This is a genomic window from Methylocystis sp., from assembly GCF_051062815.1.
Classification (GTDB): Bacteria; Pseudomonadota; Alphaproteobacteria; order Rhizobiales; family Beijerinckiaceae; genus Methylocystis.
Window position 1 is genome coordinate 288,758 of sequence record NZ_JBPFDU010000078.1, and the last position, 23,136, is coordinate 311,893.

General features: G+C 63.6%; 19 protein-coding genes and 1 tRNA gene. 5 read left to right on the forward strand and 15 right to left on the reverse strand.

The annotated features are described in order from the left end of the window. Positions 1-266: 266 nt before the first annotated feature. The gene (locus ACR65W_RS15935) at positions 267-3,284 is read left to right on the forward strand and encodes an Rne/Rng family ribonuclease (protein ID WP_434502799.1); all 3,018 of its coding nucleotides are present in this window, start codon (positions 267-269) and stop codon (positions 3,282-3,284) included. Positions 3,285-3,394: 110 nt separating this feature from the next. Here ACR65W_RS15935 and ACR65W_RS15940 read toward each other — a convergent pair whose 3' ends face one another. Continuing rightward, positions 3,395-4,558 (reverse strand): pyridoxal phosphate-dependent aminotransferase, encoded by a 1,164-nt coding sequence (locus ACR65W_RS15940; protein WP_434500124.1) that lies wholly within the window; start codon positions 4,556-4,558, stop codon positions 3,395-3,397. A gap of 102 nt (positions 4,559-4,660) precedes the next feature. On the opposite strand from ACR65W_RS15940, the gene ACR65W_RS15945 reads away from it, so the two are divergent. Both ACR65W_RS15945 and ACR65W_RS15950 read left to right on the forward strand, forming a co-directional pair. Then, positions 4,661-5,002, forward strand: coding sequence for an MmcQ/YjbR family DNA-binding protein (locus tag ACR65W_RS15945; protein ID WP_434500125.1), 342 nt, complete (start codon positions 4,661-4,663; stop codon positions 5,000-5,002). Continuing rightward, the gene (locus ACR65W_RS15950; protein WP_434500126.1) at positions 4,990-6,276 is read left to right on the forward strand and encodes an MgtC/SapB family protein; all 1,287 of its coding nucleotides are present in this window, start codon (positions 4,990-4,992) and stop codon (positions 6,274-6,276) included. Before ACR65W_RS15945 ends, ACR65W_RS15950 begins: the two co-directional genes overlap by 13 nt. Here ACR65W_RS15950 and modC read toward each other — a convergent pair. The 13 genes from modC to secA form a co-directional block, all read right to left on the reverse strand. After that, the gene (gene modC / locus ACR65W_RS15955) at positions 6,271-7,365 is read right to left on the reverse strand and encodes a molybdenum ABC transporter ATP-binding protein (RefSeq protein ID WP_434500127.1); all 1,095 of its coding nucleotides are present in this window, start codon (positions 7,363-7,365) and stop codon (positions 6,271-6,273) included. The two genes, ACR65W_RS15950 and modC, sit on opposite strands and share 6 nt — an antisense overlap. Then, complete coding sequence (gene modB, locus ACR65W_RS15960) at positions 7,358-8,032, reverse strand: molybdate ABC transporter permease subunit (protein WP_434500128.1); 675 nt, start codon at positions 8,030-8,032, stop codon at positions 7,358-7,360. The genes modC and modB overlap by 8 nt, the downstream gene beginning before the upstream one ends. A 105-nt stretch (positions 8,033-8,137) precedes the next feature. Then, the gene (gene modA, locus ACR65W_RS15965; RefSeq protein ID WP_434500129.1) at positions 8,138-8,920 is read right to left on the reverse strand and encodes a molybdate ABC transporter substrate-binding protein; all 783 of its coding nucleotides are present in this window, start codon (positions 8,918-8,920) and stop codon (positions 8,138-8,140) included. Between the two features lie 81 nt (positions 8,921-9,001). Beyond that, positions 9,002-9,322 (reverse strand): thioredoxin, encoded by a 321-nt coding sequence (gene trxA, locus ACR65W_RS15970; RefSeq protein WP_014890260.1) that lies wholly within the window; start codon positions 9,320-9,322, stop codon positions 9,002-9,004. 561 nt (positions 9,323-9,883) lie between these two features. After that, positions 9,884-11,419 carry an acyl-CoA carboxylase subunit beta gene (locus ACR65W_RS15975; protein WP_434500130.1) on the reverse strand — a complete coding sequence of 512 codons (1,536 nt, stop codon included), beginning with the start codon at positions 11,417-11,419 and terminating at the stop codon, positions 9,884-9,886. A 42-nt stretch (positions 11,420-11,461) separates the two neighbouring features. Further along, on the reverse strand, positions 11,462-12,130 hold the full coding sequence (locus tag ACR65W_RS15980) for a hypothetical protein (RefSeq protein WP_434500131.1): 669 nt from the start codon (positions 12,128-12,130) through the stop codon (positions 11,462-11,464). A gap of 95 nt (positions 12,131-12,225) precedes the next feature. Next, positions 12,226-12,301 (reverse strand) — tRNA-Val (locus tag ACR65W_RS15985). A gap of 142 nt (positions 12,302-12,443) precedes the next feature. Beyond that, the gene (locus tag ACR65W_RS15990; protein WP_041927143.1) at positions 12,444-12,725 is read right to left on the reverse strand and encodes an HU family DNA-binding protein; all 282 of its coding nucleotides are present in this window, start codon (positions 12,723-12,725) and stop codon (positions 12,444-12,446) included. Between the two features lie 279 nt (positions 12,726-13,004). Continuing rightward, the gene (gene lon / locus ACR65W_RS15995) at positions 13,005-15,428 is read right to left on the reverse strand and encodes an endopeptidase La (protein WP_434500132.1); all 2,424 of its coding nucleotides are present in this window, start codon (positions 15,426-15,428) and stop codon (positions 13,005-13,007) included. A gap of 243 nt (positions 15,429-15,671) precedes the next feature. Next, the gene (clpX, locus tag ACR65W_RS16000) at positions 15,672-16,937 is read right to left on the reverse strand and encodes an ATP-dependent Clp protease ATP-binding subunit ClpX (protein WP_014890255.1); all 1,266 of its coding nucleotides are present in this window, start codon (positions 16,935-16,937) and stop codon (positions 15,672-15,674) included. Between the two features lie 233 nt (positions 16,938-17,170). Then, positions 17,171-18,391 carry a 6-phosphofructokinase gene (locus ACR65W_RS16005; protein WP_434500133.1) on the reverse strand — a complete coding sequence of 407 codons (1,221 nt, stop codon included), beginning with the start codon at positions 18,389-18,391 and terminating at the stop codon, positions 17,171-17,173. A gap of 50 nt (positions 18,392-18,441) precedes the next feature. Further along, entirely contained in the window at positions 18,442-18,888 is a 447-nt protein-coding gene (locus ACR65W_RS16010) for a surface-adhesin E family protein (protein WP_434500134.1), read from the reverse strand. A gap of 19 nt (positions 18,889-18,907) precedes the next feature. After that, entirely contained in the window at positions 18,908-21,730 is a 2,823-nt protein-coding gene (gene secA / locus ACR65W_RS16015; protein WP_434502801.1) for a preprotein translocase subunit SecA, read from the reverse strand. A 288-nt stretch (positions 21,731-22,018) separates the two neighbouring features. On the opposite strand from secA, the gene ACR65W_RS16020 reads away from it, so the two are divergent. Further along, positions 22,019-22,387, forward strand: coding sequence for a methyltransferase family protein (locus tag ACR65W_RS16020; protein ID WP_434500009.1), 369 nt, complete (start codon positions 22,019-22,021; stop codon positions 22,385-22,387). A gap of 80 nt (positions 22,388-22,467) precedes the next feature. Here ACR65W_RS16020 and ACR65W_RS16025 read toward each other — a convergent pair whose 3' ends face one another. Further along, positions 22,468-22,650, reverse strand: coding sequence for a hypothetical protein (locus ACR65W_RS16025; protein WP_434500010.1), 183 nt, complete (start codon positions 22,648-22,650; stop codon positions 22,468-22,470). Positions 22,651-22,738: 88 nt separating this feature from the next. Between ACR65W_RS16025 and ACR65W_RS16030 the strand changes: the two genes are divergently transcribed. After that, the gene (locus tag ACR65W_RS16030; protein WP_434500011.1) at positions 22,739-23,128 is read left to right on the forward strand and encodes a hypothetical protein; all 390 of its coding nucleotides are present in this window, start codon (positions 22,739-22,741) and stop codon (positions 23,126-23,128) included. Positions 23,129-23,136 lie beyond the last annotated feature (8 nt).

The following is a 23,136-nucleotide window of genomic DNA, read 5'->3' on the forward strand; positions in this document are numbered from 1 at the left end:
TGGCATGTCCGCGCGGCAGGGCGCAGCTTCGCTAAAAGCATGGGCTCTTGGCTCGTTCGTCATCTCACGGGGACGAGGCGCGATGCGCTTTGTCCCGCCGGCTCGCAAGCCGGCAAGCGTATCGCAGGCCTCAGGCCTGTCTCCCTAATCCTCACAAGAAGCGTTCGCGCCGTCAGGATGCGCCAAAGAGCGGTCGCCGAGTCCTTTCCAGGACTCAGGCTTGCCCCGTCGGCGTTATTGCGCGCCACGCCGCAGAAGAGTCCCCCATGGCTAACAAGATGCTCATCGACGCCTCCCACCCGGAGGAGACCCGCGTAGTCGTTCTACGTGGAAACCGCGTTCAGGAATTCGATTTCGAGGCTGCCGACAAAAAACCGCTACGCGGCAACATTTATCTCGCGAAGGTCACGCGGGTTGAGCCGTCCCTTCAGGCCGCCTTCGTCGACTATGGCGGAAACCGTCACGGCTTTCTGGCCTTCGCGGAAATTCACCCTGACTACTATCAGATCCCCGTCGCCGATCGACAGGCGCTGCTTGACGAAGAGAGCCGCGCCCATCAGCAGGCCGACGAGGAAGAGCGCGTTCCGCATGGTCGCGGGCGCCGTTCGCGCCGCCGCCAACACGAGGGCGCTGAGAAGCGCGTGAGCGCCGACGAGGCTGTGACGAGCGAGCCCCTCGAGGATTCGGACGCTTCGCCGGTCGTCATTGAGGATCAGGCCGAAACAGCCTTTGCCGAATCGGCTGAGGACCGGTTTGAAGCCGCGCCGGAGTTCGCGCCCCAGGCTGGGACGCAAGAACGTCTTGAAGCTCGGCCAGCGGCCGTCGAGACCCAAGCGCGTGGTCAAGACGTCGGGGCGGAGGAGCCTGACGCAGGGAAGCCTGAATCCGCCGAGGTTCGGTCGGAGAGCTCGGACATCGAGGCCGAGGCGGGCGATCAGGGGCTCGCTACGGCGCAGCATGAGCAGATTTCCATCGATCCCGCCGGCTTCGGTTCGGTCGAAACCGGCGAGGCCGAGGAATTTGCCCTCCAGGCTCCAGAGCCTGACCACGAACTGAAAGCGCGCCGACAGGACGAGCGCGACGAGGCGCGTGAACGCGCCCGCGAAGATTCGGAAGACGAAACGGTTGAGGTCAACGCCCGCGTCGACGCCCCGATTGAGGAGCACGACGAGGAAGAGCATGACGACGAGGACGATCACGTCGAGCACATCGGCGGGGACGCGATGGACGAAGCGCCCTATCGCGCGCCGCGCTCCCGTCGCCAGTACAAGATTCAAGAGGTCATCAAGCGGCGTCAGGTGCTGCTCGTTCAGGTCGTCAAGGAAGAGCGCGGCAACAAGGGCGCCGCGCTCACGACCTATCTTTCGCTCGCCGGCCGTTATTCCGTGCTCATGCCCAACACCGCGCGGGGCGGGGGCATTTCGCGCAAGATCACTGACGGCGCGGACCGGAAGCGGTTGAAGGAGATCGTGCATGATCTCGAAGTGCCGGAGGGGATGGGCGTCATCCTGCGAACCGCCGGCGCGACGCGAACCAAGCAGGAGGTCAAGCGCGATTTCGAATATCTGCTGCGGCTGTGGGAGAGCGTGCGCGAATTGACCCTGCGCTCCGCGGCGCCGACTCTCGTCTATGAAGAAGGCTCACTCATCAAGCGGGCGATTCGCGACCTTTATGGGCGCGACGTCGAGGAAGTCGTCGTTTCGGGCGAAGACGCCTATCGCGAGGCCAAAGACTTCATGCGCATGCTGATGCCGAGCCACGCCAAGAACGTGCGCCTGCATCGCGAGGCGTTTCCGATCTTCGCCGAAAGCGGCGTCGAGGCGCAGCTCGACGCGATGTTCTCTAACCATGTCACGCTGAAATCGGGCGGCTATCTGGTGATCAACCAGACAGAAGCGCTGGTCGCGATCGACGTGAACTCGGGACGTTCGACGCGCGAGCACAATATCGAGGACACGGCGCTTCGCACCAATCTCGAAGCCGCGGACGAAGTCGCGCGGCAGTTGCGACTGCGCGATCTCGCCGGGCTGATCGTCGTCGACTTCATCGACATGGAGGAGAGCCGCAACAATCGCGCTGTCGAGCGTCGCCTCAAGGACGCGCTCAAAAACGACCGCGCCCGCATTCAGGTTGGCCGCATCTCGCATTTCGGCTTGCTCGAAATGTCGCGCCAGCGCATCCGCGCCGGCGTCGTCGAGGGCTCGACGGTGCCATGTCCGCACTGCATCGGCGCCGGTCATGTGCGCTCCACCGCCTCCGTTGCGCTGCATGTGCTGCGCGTGCTGGAGGAGGCGCTGGTCAAGAGCGCCGCGCATGACGTGACTTTGCGCACCCGCGCGGTGGTGGCGCTCTACATTCTCAACCAGAAGCGCGCCCATCTGCAGGAACTCGAACGCCGCTTCGGCGTCCATATCACGGTCGCCGCCGATGACACGCTCACCGGCGCGACATATCACGCGCTCGAGCGCGGAGAACTCGCGACCGGGCCACGCGTTTCGCAGCGCGACGCGCCTTTGCGCGTCGATTCGGTGCTCGCCGAACCTCTTGAGGAAGAGGCGCCGGAAGACGTGATCGCTGGCGAAATCGTCGAGGCGGAAGAGGAAGCCGTCGAGTCGAACGGCGAACAGCGTGACGAGAACGGCGAACGATCGCGCTTGGGCGCGGATGAAGACGCGTCGCGCGGTCGTCGTCGTCGCCGTCGCCGAGGCCGTGGCGGCGGCGCACAGGGCGGCGAACTCCTGGCGCCGGGCGCCGAGCAGCCGTCCGATGAGGGCCTTGCGATCATGGCGGCGATTGAGGGCGCGCCGGCGCCCGCCGAGGAACGGCCTGACCGCCGCGGCGGCCGACGCGGCGGCAACCGCAGTCCAGATCGCGGTCCAGATCGTGGTCCTGGCCGTTGGCGGCGATCCGCCCCCTTGCCGGAGGAATTCAAAGACCCTTCCGCGGTCTTCGCGCTCGATGAGGGTGGTGAGGAGGCTCGTGCTCTGATCTCCCCGCGCGACGCGCAGACGCCGGAGTTTCCGGCGCCTTTGCCGGTTTCGCCGCCGGTAAACGGCGCCGAGATTGCGCCGCCCTCCCAAGAGCGCGCAAGCGAGCAAGAGCGCGCAAGCGAGCCGGTCGCCCGGATCGCGCCATCTCAGGCGGCGCCGACGCCGGCGCCCGTGCCCGCTCCCCAGCCGGTCGCCCCCCGCGAGCCCACGGAAGTGGTCATTACGCAAGCGGACCCCGACCGCCCGAAGAAGGGCGGCTGGTGGCAGCGCGTTCGCACGCCTTTCGGAAGCTAGAGCGCTTCCCGATCACATGGAATCATGTGATCGATAAGGAATCGCTCAAAATCAAAATGGTGGAGCAGGTTCTCATCGAAAAAGTCTGTCAACTTTTTCGGAACCTGCTCTTACGGCCGCAGCCAGGCTTCTAGGCGGACGACGCCCTCGCGCACGTCCGCCTCCGGCCCGGCGTAAGAGAGTCGCAGCGTTTTTGCGCCGCGGCGCGGATCAAAATCGAGGCCGGGCGTCGTCGCGACGCCGGCTTCGTGCAACATCCGCCGACAGAACCCGATCGAATCGTCGGTGAAGCGCGAGATGTCGGCATAGATGTAAAAAGCGCCGTCGGGCGGGGCGAAATTGTCCAATCCCAATTTGGGAAGCCGGTCCAGCAGAAGCGCCCGGTTTCGCGCATAAGCGGCGCGGTTCGCCTCCAGTTCGTCGCCAGCGTCGAAAGCGGCGAGGGCCGCCCGCTGCGACAGGGTCGGGGCGCAGATAGCCAGCGACTGCTGCAAGCGCTCGAGCGGACGCATCAATTCCGCCGGAGCGACGAGCCAGCCGAGCCGCCACCCGGTCATCGCATAATATTTCGAAAAGGAATTGATGACGAGGGCGCGTTGCGAGAAGCGCAGCGCGGTCTCCGCCCGCATCTCATATTCGAGTCCGTGATAGATCTCGTCGGAGACGAGCACGATTTCGGCTTCGTCGCAGAAGGCGCAGATCCGCGCCAATTCATCCCGCGCGATCATCGCGCCGGTCGGATTGGCCGGGCTCATGAAGAGCGCGCCGTGAAGCTTGCCGCCTCGATGGGCCGCTTCGAGCATCGCCGCAGTGGGCGCAAAGCGCGTCTCGTGGCCGACGTCGAGCAGGACCGGCTCCAGGCCGAGCGCGGAAAGGATGTTCGCATAGGCCGGATAGCCAGGCGCGGTGACAGCGATGCGCGCTCCCGGGTCGAACGCCGCGAGGAAGGCGAGCAGAAAGCCGCCGGATGAGCCTGTCGTGACGATGACGCGGTCGGGCGCGACGTCGACGCCATAGCGCTCGCCATAGTGGCGCGCGATGCGATCGCGCAGCGGCGCGTCGCCGAGCGCCTCGCCATAGCCGATCGAGCCGTGGCGCAGCGACTCCGTGGCGGCCTCGCGCACGTGGCGCGGCGCGGCGACCCCGGGTTCGCCAAGCTCCAAATGGATGATGCTGCGGCCGGCGCGCTCCAAGGCTTTCGCGTCGCGCAGCACGTCCATCGCCATGAAGGGCGCGATTTGGGAGCGGCGGGATGGGGGCAGGGGTGCGTTCATACGAGCCTTCTATTGCCAATCTCCGTTGTGCGCACGCTCTCGCCGCCGCGCGCCATATTATCGTGAGCGGCGCGCATCGCGCCGGCCTTTCATGGAGCAGACATGGCCAGCAGCCATGATTTCCGGCGCATCGCAATGTCTCTCGAGGGAACGCGCGAAGCGCCGCATTTCGACAGAGCTGCTTTTAAGGTCGCGCGGATCTACGCGACTCTCGCCGCCGACGGACGAACGGCGAATGTGAAATTCGCGCCCGAAGAGCAGGCGTTCAAATCCATGATGGCTCCGCAGGCGTTTGCGCCCGTCCCCAACGCCTGGGGGCGGCAGGGATGGACGACGATTCTGCTCGCAGCGATCGACGTCTCGGAGCTGCGCGACGCGCTGGAAACGGCTTGGCGTCACGCCACAAAGAAAAAGACGGCAAAGAAAAACAAATGTACGAATTAAGCGCCATCGAACTGATTCAGAGACTGTCGATTGCGCTGGCGATCGGGCTGCTCATTGGCTTGGAGCGAGGCTGGACGTCACGCGACGAGTCGGAAGGCGAGCGCGCCGCCGGCCTGCGCACGCATGGTCTTGCCGGACTGCTCGGCGGCGTGTGGGGCGCAATCGTGCAGCCTTTTGGCGCTTCCGGCGTGGTCGCTTTGGCGATCGCCTTCGCCTTCGTCGGCGCTTTGGTCGGGGTCTATCGCTACCGCGAAAACGTGCGTGACGAGACCTTTGGCGCGACGACCGTCGTCGCGGCGTCGCTTGCGTTTTCGCTCGGCGCCTTCGCCGTGATCGGCGACATACAGGCGGCGGCCGCGGCTGCGGTCGCCACGACCGCAATCCTGGCGCTCAAGGCGTTTCTGCACGGCCTCGTCAAGCGCATCACCTGGGACGAGCTGCGCTCCGGGCTGGCGCTGCTCGCGATGAGCTTCATCTTGCTGCCGGTTTTGCCGAATCGCGCCATCGATCCGTGGCAAGCGGTGAACCCTTTCGAATTGTGGCTGATGACCGTTTTGATTGGCGTGATTTCCTTTGTCGGCTACATCGCCGTCAAAGCTGTCGGCTACCGGCGCGGCGTCGCCGTCGCCGGCATGGCGGGAGGGCTGGCGTCCTCGACGGCCGCGACGGCGGCGATGTCTCGGCTGGCGCGGGAACATCCCGCGCAGAGTGGCGCTTCGGCGGCGGGCGCCATCTTCGCGAATGCGATGATGGCGCCGCGAATCATCGCCGTCATCGCGGTTATCAATCCGACGCTCGCGTGGCGTTTGGCGCCGCCGGTCGTTGCAGGCGGCGTGCTCTTCGCGCTCGCCGGAGTCTTTCTCCTGCGACGAAGCGAGCGGCCCGCAGAATCGAGCGGCTTTTCTGTCGGCAATCCGCTGGATTTGATGGCGGTGCTCAAATTCGGCGCGCTCCTTGCGAGCGTGATGATCCTCTCGCGGCTCGCGACGCATTTCGCCGGAAGCGGCGGCGCCTATGCGCTCGCGGCCATTTCCGGCATCGTCGACGTTGACGCGATCGGACTGACCATGGCGCGGCTCGGCGCAACCGAGATCGGCATAAGGGCGGCGGCGGGGGCGGTGCTGCTGGCGCTGCTGTCGAACACGGCGTCGAAAGTGGCGATGGGCTGGGTGATCGGCGGCGCCGCGATGGGCCAAAGACTCGCGGCGGCTTCCGCTCTCGCCGTCGCCGGGGCGCTCATGGCGTTGTGGCTGGCGGAATTCGCAGGCCTATAGACCGCGCTCATCGAGAGCGACAGACTTCACCAGGGCGAATACGTCTGCGCCGACGGTCAGCCGCAACTCGTCGAGCGCGAGGCGCGTGATCGCCGAGACAAGACGGTCGCCGCCGACGAGCGTCAGCGTGACGAAGGCGAGGGCGCTCTCGGTCGTATCGATCTTCTCGATGCGGCCGCGCAAAATCGTGCGCACGCTGGTGTCGCGGGGTTCGGCGGTCGCAAGCGCAACGTCGGTCGCGCGCATGACGACGCGCGCCTCGCGCTGCGTCGTCAGACGCGCAGCGATCAATATCTCGCCCGCCGGATGGGCGAGCCGCGTGACGCCGTAAGCTTCGTCGACGGCGACGACGTGCGTCTTGAGCGCGTTAACCACGCCGAAACGGCCGCCTTCGACAAGACGACTCGCGCTCGGCAGCACGTCGAGCGGCGCGCCGCGCGCGACGACGCGACCGCGATCGAGCACGACGGCCTCGTCTGCGATGCGCGTGACTTCTTCCGGCGCATGGCTGACGTAGATAATCGGGATATCGAGTTCGTCGCGCAGCCGTTCGAGATAGGGCAACACGTCGAGACGGCGCGCAACGTCGAGCGACGCCAGCGGCTCATCCATGAGCAGCAGTTGTGGACGCGTCAGCAGGGCGCGGGCGATCGCCACTCTCTGCCGCTCGCCGCCCGAAAGCGTATCCGGCCATCGTTCCGCGAGAGCGGCGATGTCGAGCATTTCGCAGAGCGCGTCGCGGCTCGCCTCGGCCGCCGTGACGCGCGCGCGGGTCATTCCATAATCGAGGTTTCCCTTGACGGTGAGATGGGAAAACAGACTCGCGTCCTGGAACACCATGCCGAGCGCGCGGCGATGCGTCGGCACGAAGACGCCACGCGCCTCGTCTTGCCAGACGTCGCCGCCGATCTTGAGAAGCCCGTCGGGCGCGCGCGCCAGCCCCGCCATGCAGCGCAGGGCGGTCGACTTGCCGGAGCCGGAAGGGCCAAAAAGCGCCGTGACGCCGCGTCCCGGCAGCTCGAGGTCGACGTCGAGCGCGAAGCCGGGATAGGCGAGGCGGAAACGCGCGGCGATGGCGCCGTCAGCCATTGCGGCCGTTCCGTCGGCGCCCATAGAGCGCGAGGAGAACGCAGAAACTGAACAGCAGCATGCCCCCGGCGAGCCAATGGGCGCGCTCGTAGTTCATCGACTCGACCTGGTCATAGATCAGGACCGACAACACGCGAGTCTTGTCGGGAATGGCGCCGCCGATCATTAGAACGACGCCGAATTCACCGACCGTATGCGCGAAGCCGAGGATGGCCGCCGTGACGAGACCTGGTCTGGCGAGCGGCAGCGCCACCGTGAAGAAGGCGTCCAGCGGGCTGGCGCGCAGTGTGGCGGCGGCCTCCAGCGGACGATCGCCCATCGCCTCGAAGGCGTTCTGGATCGGCTGCACGACGAAGGGCAGCGAGTAGAAGAGCGACGCGACGACAAGGCCGGCGAAGGTGAACGGCAAGGGCGCGACGCCCAGGAACGCCGTGAGCCTGCCCAATGGTCCATGCGGGCCCATGGTTAGCAGCAGGTAGAAGCCCAGCACCGTCGGCGGCAGAACCAGCGGCAGCGCCACGACGGCCCCTAATGGTCCCTTGAGCCATGACTCCGTTCGCGCCAGCCACCACGCCAGCGGCGCGCCGATCAGGAGCAGCAGAAAGGTGACGATCGTCGCGAGCTTCAGCGTCAGCCAGATCGCGGCGAAATCTTCGGATGTCGGCATGCGAGACCTGCCGCCGAGCGGCGGCGGTAAGGTTACGACAGGCGGAAGACTGTCAGCGTCCGCCTGTTCCACATTTTAGCGGATACGTGCATGGGCGAAAACGGCCTACCGCGTGGCCTGGCCGGGGGGCGCGAAGCCAAACTTTATCATGATCGTCTGCGACTGTCCGGTTTTGAGATAGTCGAGAAAGGTCTTCGCCAAAGGTTTGTCGGCGCCCTGGCGGGTCACGACATAGGCTTGTTCGAGTCGTGAATGTAGCGTCTCAGGGATCAGAGAATAGCCGCCTCTGTCCGCGACCTGCTTGCTCAACGCGATCGAAAGAGCGGTCAGCGCGACATCGGCGGCGCCGGTCTCGGCGTATTGCGTCGCCTGAGAGATGTTCTCGCCGAACACAAGCTTGTCCTTCACCTTGTCCCAAAGGCCGGCGGCGCGCAGCACTTGTTCCGCGCATCTGCCGTAAGGCGCATGCGCCGGATTGGCGATCGCGATCTTGCCGATCTTGGGATCGGCAAGATCCTCCAGGCGCATTTTTGTCGCGTCCCGCGTTGCGCTCCACAAAACGATCCTGCCGACCGCGTAGGGCGTGGGCTCGGTCGCCGCGAAGCCGTCCTTGCGGAGCGCGCGCGCATAGGCGATGTCGGCCGAAAAGAAAATGTCGAAAGGCGCGCCCTCGCGGATCTGCGTCTGCAGCTTGCCGGACGAGCCGTAAATAACATCGACCTTGTCGCCCTTATGGGCGGCTTGAAAGTTGGAGACGATTTCCGGCAACGCGAATTTGAGATCGGACGCCGCCGCGATGGTGATTTCGCTGGCTGTCGCCGCGCGGAGCGGCGCGAGCGTCAAAACGATCAGGCAACAGAAAGCAAGAAATTCATGCAGTCGGCGCATCTACGCAGCTCCCGAGGTTTGATGGCTCGAGAGCACGCCTGTTGCGATGCGCCGGCCGCTGGCACCAATTGCAAGAATCGTTCACACGGCTGCAGTGATCCACCGCGACAATTCGCCCTTGGGCGCGGCGCCGACCTTTTGCGCGGCGGCTTTGCCGTCCTTGAACAGGATGAGCGTCGGAATCGATCGGATGCCGAGCTTGCTCGCCACGGCAGGGTTTTCGTCGATGTTGAGCTTGACGACTTTGATCTTGCCCTTCATCTCCGCGGCGATCTCCTCCAGCGCCGGGGCGATCATGCGGCAGGGACCGCACCATTCCGCCCAAAAATCGACAACAACCGGCTCGGCGGATTTGAGCACTTCCTGTTCGAAAGTGGCGTCAGTGATTTTTTGCGTGGACATGGCCGGCCTTCCATTGGGCTTTTCGTTAGACGTGCGCGGAACGTAGGAAGCGCGTCATCGCCCGTCAAGGCGACGTCCCAAGCAGATCCGGTGCAGACCGATTGGAATCAATCTTCGACGCTTAGCGATTCATTAAACGCATCAGTCGCGCGACGACAAAAACACAAAGAGCGGGAATGGCGTCCCGCCGCTCCCCGCTCTTTGGCACCCCGTCCTTAACCGAACTGAAACGCCAAGCTCCGAAGTCTTAAGTCGCTCCGATAGCCTTTCGCGCCGGCTCATCTTGCGAGCCTCGGCGAACTGCGTTCTGTTCGGCGTCCTCCCCGACTTGGACCGTAGCTGGGCTTAATTCCTGCGACGCATTCGACGCTTAGGCTTTTACCCCAACCAACCTGGCGAGCGAACACTAGGACAAAACGGGCGGACTGTCACTTCAAAAATGTGCAGTCTGACGAATTTTGTGATCGGGCGCCGCTGAATTAGGCTGATCGCGCGGACCCCGACGCAAATGGCGCAACGCCATCACGCCGGCGCCGGCGACGCGGGCGCTATTGCGCCGCGTCACAGGGGAATGTTGTCGTGCTTCTTCCAAGGATTCTCCAATTCCTTGTGGCGAAGCAGCGCGAGCGCGCGAGCGATTCGCTTGCGGGTCGAACGCGGCGTAATCACTTCGTCGATATAACCACGCTCTGCGGCGACGAATGGCGACAAGAAGCGATCTTCATACTCCTTGGTGCGCTGAGCGATCTTCTCCGGATCGCCGAGATCGGCGCGGAAGATGATTTCGACCGCGCCCTTTGCGCCCATGACGGCGATCTGCGCCGACGGCCAGGCGTAGTTGACGTCGCCGCGAAGATGTTTTGACGCCATAACGTCATAGGCGCCGCCGAACGCCTTTCGTGTGATGACGGTCACTTTCGGCACCGTCGCTTCGGCGTATGCGAACAGCAGCTTCGCGCCATGCTTGATCAGGCCGCCGTATTCTTGCGCCGTCCCGGGCAGGAAACCCGGCACGTCGACAAAGGTGACGATCGGAATGTTGAAGCAGTCGCAAAAACGCACGAAACGCGCGGCCTTCTTGGAGGCGTCGATATCGAGCACGCCGGCGAGCACGAGAGGTTGATTGGCGACGAAACCGACCGTGCGCCCTTCGATGCGGCCAAAGCCGATCACGATATTGCGAGCGTGCGCATCTTGTATCTCGAAGAAGTCGGCCTCATCGACGATCTTATGGATGAGCTCCTTGATGTCGTAAGGCTTGTTCGGATTATCCGGAACAATCGTGTCGAGCGATTCGTCGATCCGGTCCACCTCGTCGAAAGCGGGCCATTCCGGCGCCTCTTCCTGGTTGGAAGAAGGCAGGAAATCAATCAGCCTGCGCATCTGCAGGAGCGCTTCGACGTCGTTGTCATATGCGCGATCGGCGATCGAGCTTTTGGTCGTATGCACCGAAGCGCCGCCGAGCTCTTCCGCCGTGACGGTCTCATTTGTCACCGTCTTCACGACATCGGGCCCGGTCACGAACATATAGCTCGTATCGCGCACCATGAAGATGAAGTCCGTCATCGCCGGCGAGTAGACGTCGCCGCCAGCGCATGGGCCCATGATCACCGAGATTTGCGGAATGACGCCAGAGGCCATGACATTGCGCTGGAAGACTTCGCCATAGCCGCCGAGCGCCGCGACGCCTTCCTGAATGCGCGCGCCGCCGGCGTCGAACAGGCCGATGATGGGGGCGCGATTTTTCAGCGCCATGTCCTGCAGCTTGGTGATCTTTTGCGCGTGAGTCTCGGAAAGCGAGCCGCCGAAGACGGTGAAGTCCTTGGCGAAGACGAAGACGGCGCGGCCGTTGACCGTACCCCAACCGGTGACGACGCCGTCGCCCGAGATTTTCTCGCCCTGATCCATGCCGAAATCGGTGCAGCGGTGGGCGACGAACATGTCGAATTCTTCGAACGAGCCGTGATCGAGCAGCAGTTCGATTCGTTCGCGCGCCGTGAGCTTGCCGCGGGCGTGCTGCGCTTCGATCCGCTTTTGGCCGCCGCCAAGTCGGGCGGACGCGCGCCGCCGTTCAAGCCCGTCGAGAATATGTTTCATGTGCTCTGACCTGGTTGCTGATATGCCTGTAATCCGGCGCGTCTAGAGCTTGCGCGACCCAAGCCGCCAACGGGCGATGTCGGCGCCGGTCAGCATGTAAAGCTTATCGGGCGACGTCTGCTCGGCGAGCTTCACGAGTTCGGTGCTCACGCCCATCATCGCCGCGTAGCGGGAAAGCGTTTGGAGCATGCCGCCATCGTCATAATTGCGCTCGCGCACGAGTCCCCCCTCGGCGATGTCGAAACTCGTCGAATAATTGAACATGCGGTGGATGCCGACGCTACTCTGCGGCGGGATCACGCGTTTCCTGCCGCCCATCAATGCGTAGACGCACGCCGAATAGCAGCGGCCCGATACGAGCGCCATTGTACGAGATTGATCCGCCGCGGGACGGGCGACGATCACCGCCATCCCGAGCTTGCGGAAGGCCTGTCCGAGCTCCATCGACGCGACGACCTTTCCGCCAGGCGAGTCGAGCAGCACAATTCCGTGCAGATTGCCGCCACGAGCATTTTCGCGCACGAAAGCGATGAAGGCCTCGGGCGTCTCTAAGCTCATTTCGCCTTGCGCCGCGATCACTTGTGGGCAATTTGCGCGGCAGCCGTCGGAATTCACGCCGACGATGCGAAAGCTCATCTCTTCGGCTTGCGCGAAAATGGGGGCGAATGCGGCGACGCAGAGCGCAAAGAGGACGGTCTTGATCGATCTCATCCGGGCGGCCTTCCTAGTCCCAACAAGCTAAAGGAATTCCTGGGCTTTGGAACACCAATTCCCGCAGCGAGCCCGCGCCGCCTCGAGGGCGCCAATGGTGGGCGGTGACGGTCTCGAACCGCCGACCCTCTCGGTGTAAACGAGATGCTCTACCAACTGAGCTAACCGCCCCGACACGATGCGCGCCCGCCGGGTTTTAAGGGCGGGCGCCTCGCGAGGCAAGCCGGCTCAAAACTACGGCCGCCGGGGCTCCGACGGCCGTCGTGCGAAGTATCGAAAAACGCCTGCGACGCCAGCGCCCTCCCGCGCCCAGCTACTTGGCTTTGTTGAGCGCGGTCTTCAGCGTCGCGCCGGGCTTGAAGCGGGCGCTCTTGGAGGCGGCGATCTTGATTTCTTCGCCCGTCGCCGGGTTGCGTCCTTTGCCGGCGGCGCGCTTCTTGACCGAAAAGGTGCCGAAGCCGACGAGGCGAACTTCGTCGCCCTTCTTGAGGGCCTTCGTGATGCCGTCGATGACGGCGTCGATGGCGGCGGCCGCCGCCGCTTTCGAGCTGTCCGTCTCGCTCGCGACGTGCTCGACGAGTTCCAGTTTGTTCATGGCTTTTTCCTTCTCCTTCACTGCGAGCCGCCCGGCGTAAGAATGCGCGACCTCGAATCGGCGTTGCGCAGCGAGGGCGAGTGTTGGTCGCGAATCGCAGGAAAAGCAAGGGTTAGCGGCCGCCAAAGGCGCAGAACCGCTGGTTTTCCGGGGGAAATGGCGGCTCGGCGGCGAAATGCTCATGCAATCTGGGGGCTGCAGCGCGCATCCTACCCGCCCAAAGGGAAAGAGCCCCGCTCTGGGAGGAGCGGGGCTCTTGAGGTGTTGAAGGCTCTGCGATCAGTGCGCGCGGACGCCGGTGCCGTCATCGTCGCTGACGGCGTGCTTGGCGATCGCGGCGGCGTCTTCCCGCCATTCGATCGGCGTCGGCTGGGAGATCAGCGCGTGCCGCAGCACCTCTTCCATGCGCGCGACGGGCACGATTTCCAGGCGGTTCTTCACCGCGTCCGGGATTTCCGCCAGATCCTTGGCGTTCTCCTCTGGGATCAGCACTTTCTTCAAGCCGCCACGCAGCGCCGCCAGCAGCTTCTCCTTCAAGCCGCCGATCGGCAAGACGCGGCCGCGCAGCGTGATCTCGCCAGTCATGGCGATGTCGCGCCGGACGGGAATGCCGGTGATGATCGAGACGATGGCGGTCGCCATCGCCACGCCCGCCGACGGTCCATCCTTGGGCGTCGCGCCTTCCGGCACATGCACATGGAAATCGCGTCGGTCGAAGACCGGCGGTTCAACGCCGAAGTCGACCGCGCGCGAGCGCACATAGGACGCCGCCGCGGAGATCGACTCCTTCATGACGTCGCGCAGATTGCCCGTCACGGTCATCTTGCCCTTGCCGGGCATCATGACGCCTTCGATCGTCAGCAATTCGCCGCCGACCTCGGTCCAGGCGAGTCCGGTCACGACGCCGACCTGATCTTCGAGTTCGGCCTCGCCATAGCGGAACTTCGGCACGCCGAGATAATCGGCGAGGTTCTCGCTCGTGACGAGGATCTTCTCTTTCTTCTTAAGAAGGATTTCCTTCACCGCCTTGCGCGCGAGGTTCGAGAGTTCGCGCTCCAGATTGCGCACGCCCGCTTCGCGCGTATAGCGGCGAATGAGGGTGAGCAGCCCGTCGTCGGCGATCATCCATTCGTCGGGCGAAAGGCCGTGCTTATGCACCGCACTGGGGATGAGGTGCCTGCGCGCGATCTCGAGCTTCTCATCTTCCGTGTAGCCGGCGATGCGAATGATCTCCATGCGGTCCATCAGCGGCGCCGGAATATTGAGCGTATTCGCCGTCGTCACGAACATCACATTCGAAAGGTCGTAGTCGACTTCGAGGTAATGGTCGTTGAAGGTCGCGTTCTGCTCTGGGTCCAGCACTTCGAGCAAGGCCGACGATGGATCGCCGCGGAAGTCCATGCCCATCTTGTCGATCTCGTCCAAGAGAAAGAGCGGATTGGACGTCTTCGCCTTGCGCATCGACTGGATGATCTTGCCGGGCATCGAGCCGATGTATGTGCGTCGATGGCCGCGGATTTCCGCTTCGTCGCGCACGCCGCCAAGCGACATGCGCACGAAGTCGCGGCCCGTGGCCTTGGCGATAGATTTGCCGAGCGAGGTCTTGCCCACGCCGGGCGGGCCGACGAGGCAGAGGATCGGTCCCGTCAGCTTGTTGGCGCGGCTCTGCACGGCGAGATATTCAAGGATGCGCTCCTTGACCTTGTCGAGGCCGAAGTGCTCGGCGTCGAGCACTTCCTCCGCCTGTCCGAGATCCCGCTTCACTTTGGAGCGCTTGCCCCACGGGATCGACAGGATCCAGTCAAGGTAGTTGCGAACGACAGTGGCTTCGGCCGACATCGGCGACATCTGCCGCAGCTTCTTGAACTCGGCGAAGGCCTTGTCGCGCGCTTCCTTGGATAGCTTGGTGTTCTTGATGCGCTCCTCGAGCTCGGCGAGATCGTCCTTGCCGTCCTCGTCGCCCAATTCCTTCTGGATCGCCTTCATCTGCTCGTTGAGATAGTATTCGCGCTGCGTCTTCTCCATCTGGCGCTTGACGCGCGTGCGAATGCGCTTCTCGACCTGCAGGACCGAGATCTCGCTCTCCATCAGCGACAGACATTTCTCGAGGCGGCGCGCGACGCTGACCGTCTCAAGCACGTCCTGCTTCTCGGCGATCTTCACCGACAGGTGAGACGCGACCGTGTCGGCGAGCTTCGAATAGTCGTCGATCTGCGTCACCGCGCCGACGACCTCGGAAGAGACCCGCTTGTTGAGTTTCACATAGCTTTCGAATTCGGCGATCACAGACCGGCCAAGCGCTTCGACCTCGACCGGAGAGGCGAGATCGTCGGCGACGACTTCGGCGTCCGCTTCGTAATAATCGTCTGCGCGCGTGTAGGTGCGAACGCTGGCGCGCGCGACGCCTTCGACCAGCACCTTCACCGTGCCGTCGGGCAGCTTCAGAAGCTGCAGCACCGAGGCGAGCGTTCCAATCGGGTAGATCGCGTCGGCCGAGGGATCGTCGTCGCCCGCGTTCTTCTGCGTCGCCAGCAGAATGAGCCTGTCGGATTTCGTCACCTCTTCGAGCGCGCGGATGGATTTCTCGCGCGCGACGAACAGAGGAACAATCATGTGCGGGAAGACGACAATGTCGCGCAGCGGCAGCACCGGATAGCTTTCGATGGTTCCGGGCATGACGGCGTCTCGCTTTTCGTTCGACATTCTTTTTGTCCTGTCCTTGACGCGTCCCGCTAAAGCGGCGGCGCGAGTCCGCAGGGCGACTTTGGCTTTAGGCCGCGATACGGTCGCCCGCCGATTTCGCGCCAGTTGAAGACCGCCGGCGGATGCGCCCGACGGCCCTGTTAACGCAAATGGTTACGCGAATAATCGATTCAAGACGCTGCGGCGCCCAAGCTTAAACCCGCGTGCGTCGCCGTCGCCACATCGTCGCTTCGTCTTCGCGCGTCAGGCGCTTGCGCCGCTTTTTTCGCTGCGTTCGGAGTAAATATAGAGCGGCCGGGCTTTGCCCTCGACGACTTCCGGTCCGATCACAACCTGTTCGACTCCCTCCAAACCTGGCAGATCGAACATCGTGTCTAGCAAGATTCCTTCCATGATCGAGCGCAGGCCGCGGGCGCCGGTGCGCCGTTCGATCGCCTTGCGCGCGACGGACGACAGCGCGTCGTCCTGGAAGGTGAGCTCGACGTTTTCCATCTCGAAAAGCCGCTGATACTGCTTGACCAGCGCGTTCTTAGGCTCGGTCAGGATCCGCTTGAGGGCGTCCTCGTCAAGATCCTCGAGCGTCGCAATGACCGGGAGGCGGCCGACGAATTCGGGGATGAGCCCAAATTTCAGCAGGTCTTCCGGCTGCACTTGCCTAAAAATGTCGCCGGTGCGCCGTTCGTCGGGCGACTGCACGGTGGCGGCGAAGCCGATCGACGTGTTGCGCCCGCGGGCGGAGATGATCTTTTCAAGCCCCGCGAAAGCGCCGCCACAGATGAACAGGATGTTCGTCGTGTCGACCTGCAGGAACTCCTGCTGGGGATGCTTGCGGCCGCCTTGCGGCGGCACGGAGGCGACGGTGCCCTCCATGATCTTCAAGAGCGCCTGCTGCACGCCTTCGCCCGAAACGTCGCGGGTGATTGAAGGATTGTCGGACTTGCGCGAAATCTTATCGATTTCGTCGACATAGACGATGCCGCGCTGGGCGCGTTCGACATTGTAGTCCGACGCCTGCAGAAGCTTGAGGATGATATTTTCGACGTCCTCGCCGACGTAGCCCGCCTCGGTCAGGGTCGTGGCGTCGGCCATGGTGAACGGAACATCAAGGATGCGCGCCAGAGTCTGGGCCAGCATGGTCTTGCCGACGCCGGTCGGTCCGATCAGCAGAATGTTGGACTTCGCCAGCTCCACGTCGCCATGCTTGGTGGCATGGTTGAGGCGCTTGTAATGGTTGTGGACCGCCACCGAGAGAACGCGCTTGGCTTGTGACTGGCCGATGACATAGTCGTCCAGAACCTTACAAATCTCTCGCGGGGTCGGAATGCCGTCGCGCTGCTTGACCAGCGAGGACTTGTTCTCCTCGCGGATGATGTCCATGCACAATTCGACGCATTCATCGCAGATGAACACCGTCGGTCCGGCGATGAGCTTACGCACCTCGTGCTGGCTCTTGCCGCAAAAGGAGCAGTAAAGCGTGTTCTTGGAATCGCCGCCGCCGACCTTGCTCATATTGCTCTCCTATCGGGCCGGACTGCCGGGCGAATCGGCCCGAACACCTGTGGTACCGGCGCCAGACTAACAAAAAGTGGAAGCGGCTGGCGTGCCCGTTTCCCCATCCAGTTTCGGTCGTCAGCGACGAGCGCCCGAGAACCATGACTAGTGAGTGTATTTTACACGACGGCTAAATTGCAACCTTCACTGGAAACTCTATCGAAGCAAGAAAGGCGCCCTCGCCGGACGGCTCAGGCGGTCAGGATCTTGGGAACCCGATTGAGCCGCAAGCGATAGGCGTCCGGCATGCCGCTTCCAAGCAAGGGGCGGAGATACATCCGGAAGGCGTCGGTGACGTCCGTGCCGCAGGGGCTAATGTATTCGTCCGGCATGACTTTTGTCTTCGCGGCGATCTCTTCAAGCGGCGTCAACTGATAGTCGACCGAATAAAAGCCGGTCCGGTGGATCGTCACCGAGCCGTCGCGGTCGCCCCAAATGGCGTACTGCACGGCCTTTTCACCGACCTCGCGCGCCTCGCGCTGGTCGACGTCGGAAACGCAGCCGACGAAGCTCCTTTGCACATAGCCGAATGTATCGGCCCGCACCCGCTTGAATCCGAGCCGATCCTTGACGAGGCGGGTGAGTTCATCGGCCAGCGCGCCGCCGCCCAGATGGACATTGCCGTGATCGTCGCGCTCCACCGCCTTGGCCAGCTTCTCGGCGATGGGGGTATGGTTTTCGTCGCAGACGCCTTCTGACGCCGCAACGACGCAGCGGCCGTATTTCGCCATCGTCGCCTTAACGTCGGCGAGGAATTTGTCGACGATGAAGGCGCGCTCAGGGATGTAGATGAGATGCGGGCCGTCGTCGGGGAATTTCTTGCCGAGCGCCGAGGCGGCGGTCAGAAAGCCCGCATGCCGGCCCATGACGATCGCGATATACACCCCGGGGAGCGCCCAATTGTCGAGATTCGCGCCGGCGAACGCCTGCGCCACCCAGCGCGCCGCCGAGGGGAAGCCCGGCGTGTGGTCGTTGACCATCAGATCGTTGTCGATGGTTTTTGGAATGTGAACCGTCCGCAGCGGATAGCCGGCGCTTTGGGCCTCCTGCGAGACGATGCGCACCGTGTCCGACGAATCATTGCCGCCGATATAGAAAAAGCAGCCGATTCCATGGGCGCGAAGGACGCGGAAGATTTCCTGACAATATTTGAGATCCGGCTTGTCGCGCGTCGAGCCAAGCGCCGAAGACGGGGTGCAGGCGACGAGCTCGAGATTATGGGTCGTCTCCTGCGTGAGGTCGACGAAATCCTCGTTGACGATGCCGCGAACGCCGTGGAAGGCGCCATAAACCCGCTCGACCTCGCGAAATTTGCGGGACTCCAGCACGGCGCCGACGAGCGACTGATTGATGACGGCGGTGGGGCCGCCGCCCTGAGCGACGAGCACTTTAGAAAAATCAATGGCGGTCACGACAAGCTCCTGGAAACCCGCGGCGCTTCAACCGCGCTGCGCTTATATTCTCAGGCGTCAGACGGTTCAAATCGATCCGACCGCTCATCCGAGGACGTGCGCGCGCAGACCTTGGCGAAGAGTCCATCGTAATAGGGCGGAACCGGCGACCATTCGTCTTTCGGCGGATATGGCTTGGTGATCTTTCCTTGGCCCATTTGGCTCTGCCGCCAGCCGCCGCCCTCGGACCTGTATTTCCGATTGGCGCAATCGAGCGACACTTTCTCGATTTCCGACAGCCCCTTTTCGGCAAGGCCGAATGCGGCGGCTTTTGGCGAGGCGGCGTTGTAATCCGTCAGCGCGTCGACCGAGACGATTCCGTCGGGCGACGTCCGACGCGAGCCGGGGTCCAGATAGACGGTCGAGAAATCGTCCTTGGAGACCTGCACCCATTCGACGCGGGCCGATGCGGAAGACGCCAGCGTCGACAGGAGAGCCGAGACGCTGATCTTCCACATCGCTGTCCGCATCCTCGGCTTAGACAAGAGCGCCGTGGCAATGCTTGTATTTCTTACCCGAGCCGCAAGGGCAGGGCTCATTGCGACCCACCTTGCCCCAAGTGGCGGGATTGGTCGCGTCGCGCGTAGGGGGCGCCTCGCTGACCGCGAGCCCGCGCGCCGAGAAATCGACCCCCGCGAGACGCGTATTGAGCTCATCGAGCGCAAGCTGCTGTCCGCCGCCGATCAGCGCCTCGGGATTTGGATGCGACATTTCCATCGGCGGCAGCTCCGGCGGCGCGGAAGGCGGGGCCTCGAAGGACACTTCGACGCGCATCAGTTGCGTGGTCACCGTTTCGTCCCACCGCGTCATCAGGCCCTTGAAGAGCTCGAGCGCTTCGGACTTATACTCATTGAGCGGATCGCGCTGCGCCAAGCCGCGCCAGCCGATCACCTGCCGAAGGTGGTCGAGGGCGATGAGATGTTCACGCCACAGCGTATCGAGAGACTGCAGGACGACCTGCTTCTCGATCATGCGCATCAGCGGCTCGGTGTTCTTTTCGACGCGCTCGGCGTAAGCGGCGTCGGCAGCCTCCAGCAGACGCTCCTTGAGCTCCTCGTCGGCGATGCCTTCTTCCTTCGCCCAGTCGGCGACCGGCAGATCCAGATTGAGCTTCGTTTTGACGTCTTCCGCCAGCCCGTTGACGTCCCAGGCCTCGGCGTAGGCGTCATGCGGAATGTGCTGCGACACCATCGCGTCGACCACGTCGGCGCGCATGTCGGCGGTCTGCTCCTCGACGCTCTCCTCATCCATGATTTCGAGCCGGCGCTCGAAGATCACCTTGCGCTGGTCGTTCATGACGTTATCGAACTTGAGGATGTTCTTGCGGATGTCGAAGTTGCGCGCCTCGACCTTATGCTGCGCCTTCTCGATCGCCTTGTTGATCCACGTATGGACGATGGCTTCGCCCTCCTGCAGGCCAAGCTTCACCAGCATCGAATCCATGCGCTCGGAGCCGAAGATGCGCATGAGGTCGTCCTGCAGCGACAGGAAGAATTTTGAGCGGCCCGGGTCGCCCTGACGTCCGGAGCGGCCGCGCAGCTGATTATCGATGCGCCGGCTCTCGTGACGCTCGGTGCCGATGATGTAGAGGCCGCCGGCGGCGATGGCCTTCTCCTTGAAGTCCGCGACCTCCTCGCGGATTTCCGCTTCCTTCTTGGCGCGCGCATCGCCTTCGAGGCCGGCGCATTCCTGCGTCACGCGCATTTCGACGTTGCCGCCCAGCTGAATGTCGGTGCCGCGGCCGGCCATGTTGGTGGCGATGGTGATCGCGCCGGGGACGCCGGCTTCCGCGACGATATAGGCTTCCTGTTCGTGGAAGCGCGCGTTGAGCACCGCGAAAAGCTTCGACGGCTTGCCGGAACGGGCCGCCTCGTAGAGCTTGGTCAGTCCCTTGGATTCGACGAAGTCGATCATCGTATAGCCCTGCGCGAGCAGGAACTCCGCCAGCTGCTCCGACTTCTCGATCGACGTCGTGCCGACGAGAAGCGGCTGCATCCGCCCGTTCGCGTCCTGGATTTCGGCGGCGATCGCGCCGAGCTTCTCCTTGGACGTGCGATAGACCTCATCATCCTGGTCGAGGCGGCAGACCTCGCGGTTCGTTGGAATTTCGACGACGTCCAGCTTGTAGATTTCGGCGAATTCGTTCGCCTCGGTCGACGCCGTGCCGGTCATGCCGGCGAGCTTGCCGTAGAGACGAAAGTAATTTTGGAAGGTGATCGACGCGAGCGTGACGTTTTCAGGCTGAACCTGAACATGCTCCTTCGCCTCGAGCGCCTGATGCAAGCCTTCCGAATAGCGGCGGCCCGGCATCATGCGGCCGGTGAATTCGTCGATGATCACCACCTCGCCCTTGCGGACGATGTAATCCTTGTCCTTCTGGAAGAGCTTATGCGCGCGCAGCGCCTGATTGACGTGATGCACGAGCGTCACGTTGTGCGCTTCGTACAGCGCGCCTTCGGTCAGTGCGCCGGCCTCGGTCAGCAGCTCTTCCATATGCTCATTGCCGGCGTCGGTCAGATGAACCGTGCGCTGCTTCTCGTCGAGTTCGAAGTCGTCGGCGTTGAGCTTGGGGACCAGCTTGTCGATCGTGTTGTAAAGATCGGATTTGTCGTCGATCGCGCCCGAGATGATGAGCGGCGTGCGCGCCTCGTCGATGAGGATCGAGTCCACTTCGTCGACGATCGCATAATTATGTCCGCGCTGAACCATCTGCGAGAATTCATATTTCATATTGTCGCGCAGATAGTCGAAGCCGAATTCGTTGTTGGTGCCGTAGGTGATGTCGCAAGCGTAGGCGGCGGCGCGATCCTCGTCCATGAGGTCATGCACCACGACCCCGACGCTCATGCCGAGAAATCTGTAGATCTGCCCCATCCATTCGGAGTCGCGCTTGGCGAGATAGTCGTTCACCGTGACGACATGGACGCCTTTGCCGGCGAGCGCGTTGAGATAGACGGCGAGCGTGGCGACGAGAGTCTTGCCTTCGCCGGTGCGCATCTCGGCGATCGCGCCTTCATGCAGCACCATGCCGCCGACGAGCTGGACGTCGAAATGGCGTTGGCCGAGGGTGCGCTTGGCCGCCTCGCGCACCGTGGCGAATGCGGGAACGAGCAGATCGTCGAGTGACTTGCCGGCGGCGAGCTCTTCGCGGAACTGGTGGGTTCGGTCCTTCAACTCATCGTCGGTCAGCGCTTCGACGTCCGCCTCCAGGGCGTTGATCGCGTTGACCTTCGGCGCGTAGGTCTTGAGCCGGCGGTCATTGGCCGAGCCGAAAATCTTCTTGGCGAGTGCGCCGATCATCCTTGCGAACCTTTCTCCCGAGCAGCGTCTGCCGCCTTCTCGGCGCGCCGGGGAACGGCGGCCGGCGGAACGTCGCATAATGCATGAATAACATCCGCCTGCGACATCGCGCCAACGGCGGAGCGCCGAGATCGACGCGGCGTTTCCGCCGGAGAGATAAGAGCCGCCGGAAACCTTGTCAATGTAAGGGATTTGGCGGCCCGGCGCCCCGGGCCCGTTGCGCGCGCCGCGTCCTTGAGCCATCCTTCGGGGCCGCTGGAGGACGCCGTCGTGGAAGATTCGGCCAGGGTGAGAATTTTGCCCCCGATCGTGCTTGCCTCAACTCTGGCGGCGGGCCTTGGGATCGGCTGGTTTGCGCCCGCGCCCATTCTCGACAAGGGCGGCGCCATGATTCTTGGCGCTTTGGCGGTGATCTGTTCGGTCGCGCTTGTCCTATCCGCTGTTTTCGAACTGAGGCGGGCGGGCACGGCGTTCGACGTGCGCAAATCGTCGACGGCGCTGGTCACGACCGGCGCCTACGCCGTGAGCCGTAACCCGACCTACCTCTCGGTGGTGATGCTGTTCGTCGGCGTGGCTTTCCTGGCCAACTCCTGGTGGACGCTGCTGCTCGCCGCGCCGCTCGGCAGCGCGCTCTGTCGCCTCGCGATCCTGCCCTAAGAGGCCTATCTCGCGGCGAAATTCGGCGAGACATACGAAGCTAATCGCGCGCGCGTGCGGCGCTGGGCGTAAGCCGGCGGCTACGGCGCATCATTGATCGGCCGCAGCGGGCCGGGCAGCCTGCCCATCTTGATGAGACGGGAGAGCAGCCGCAATCCGCCCGGCTCATTGCCGTTGGGATGCGCCAGCACGATGGAGCCGTCGCGCGGCGGGTCGTCGCCATCTCGCCGGTTCCGACGCTTATGATCCCAACGGACGAACACCGGCGCGCCGCCGGGGCCTAGCCTCGCTCAACCGTCCCGCGTCCGGGCTAGCGTCGCGGCGCGGGCGGATTTTCGAGGGGGTGCGTTCATGAGACGCAATTTTCAACTCGTCGCGGCGCTCTCCGCCGCCGCGCTTCTGCTCGCTTGTGGAGAGGCGCAGGCCCAGCGCCGCGAGCCTTCCGAGGCGACGGTCAGCGGGACTGAGCATTTCGGCGACAAGCCGCCGCCAAAGGCGGTCTTGGGGCCGGCGAGCGAGAAGCCGATTACGGCGAAGAAGACGCCCGGCCGGGGGAGCGTCAACACCTACTATTATTGGTACGCCGAGTCGAACCGACGGCGCTGCGTGGAGCGGCCCTTTCAACACATGCGTGCCGCAGAGCGCCTACGAGTGGTGCATCAACGCCTGTTGCTCGCCGACATGCCGGACGGTCGGCTTCCGCGAGAAATATATCGGCAGCTACAACAACTACACAGTTAATCTCGTCA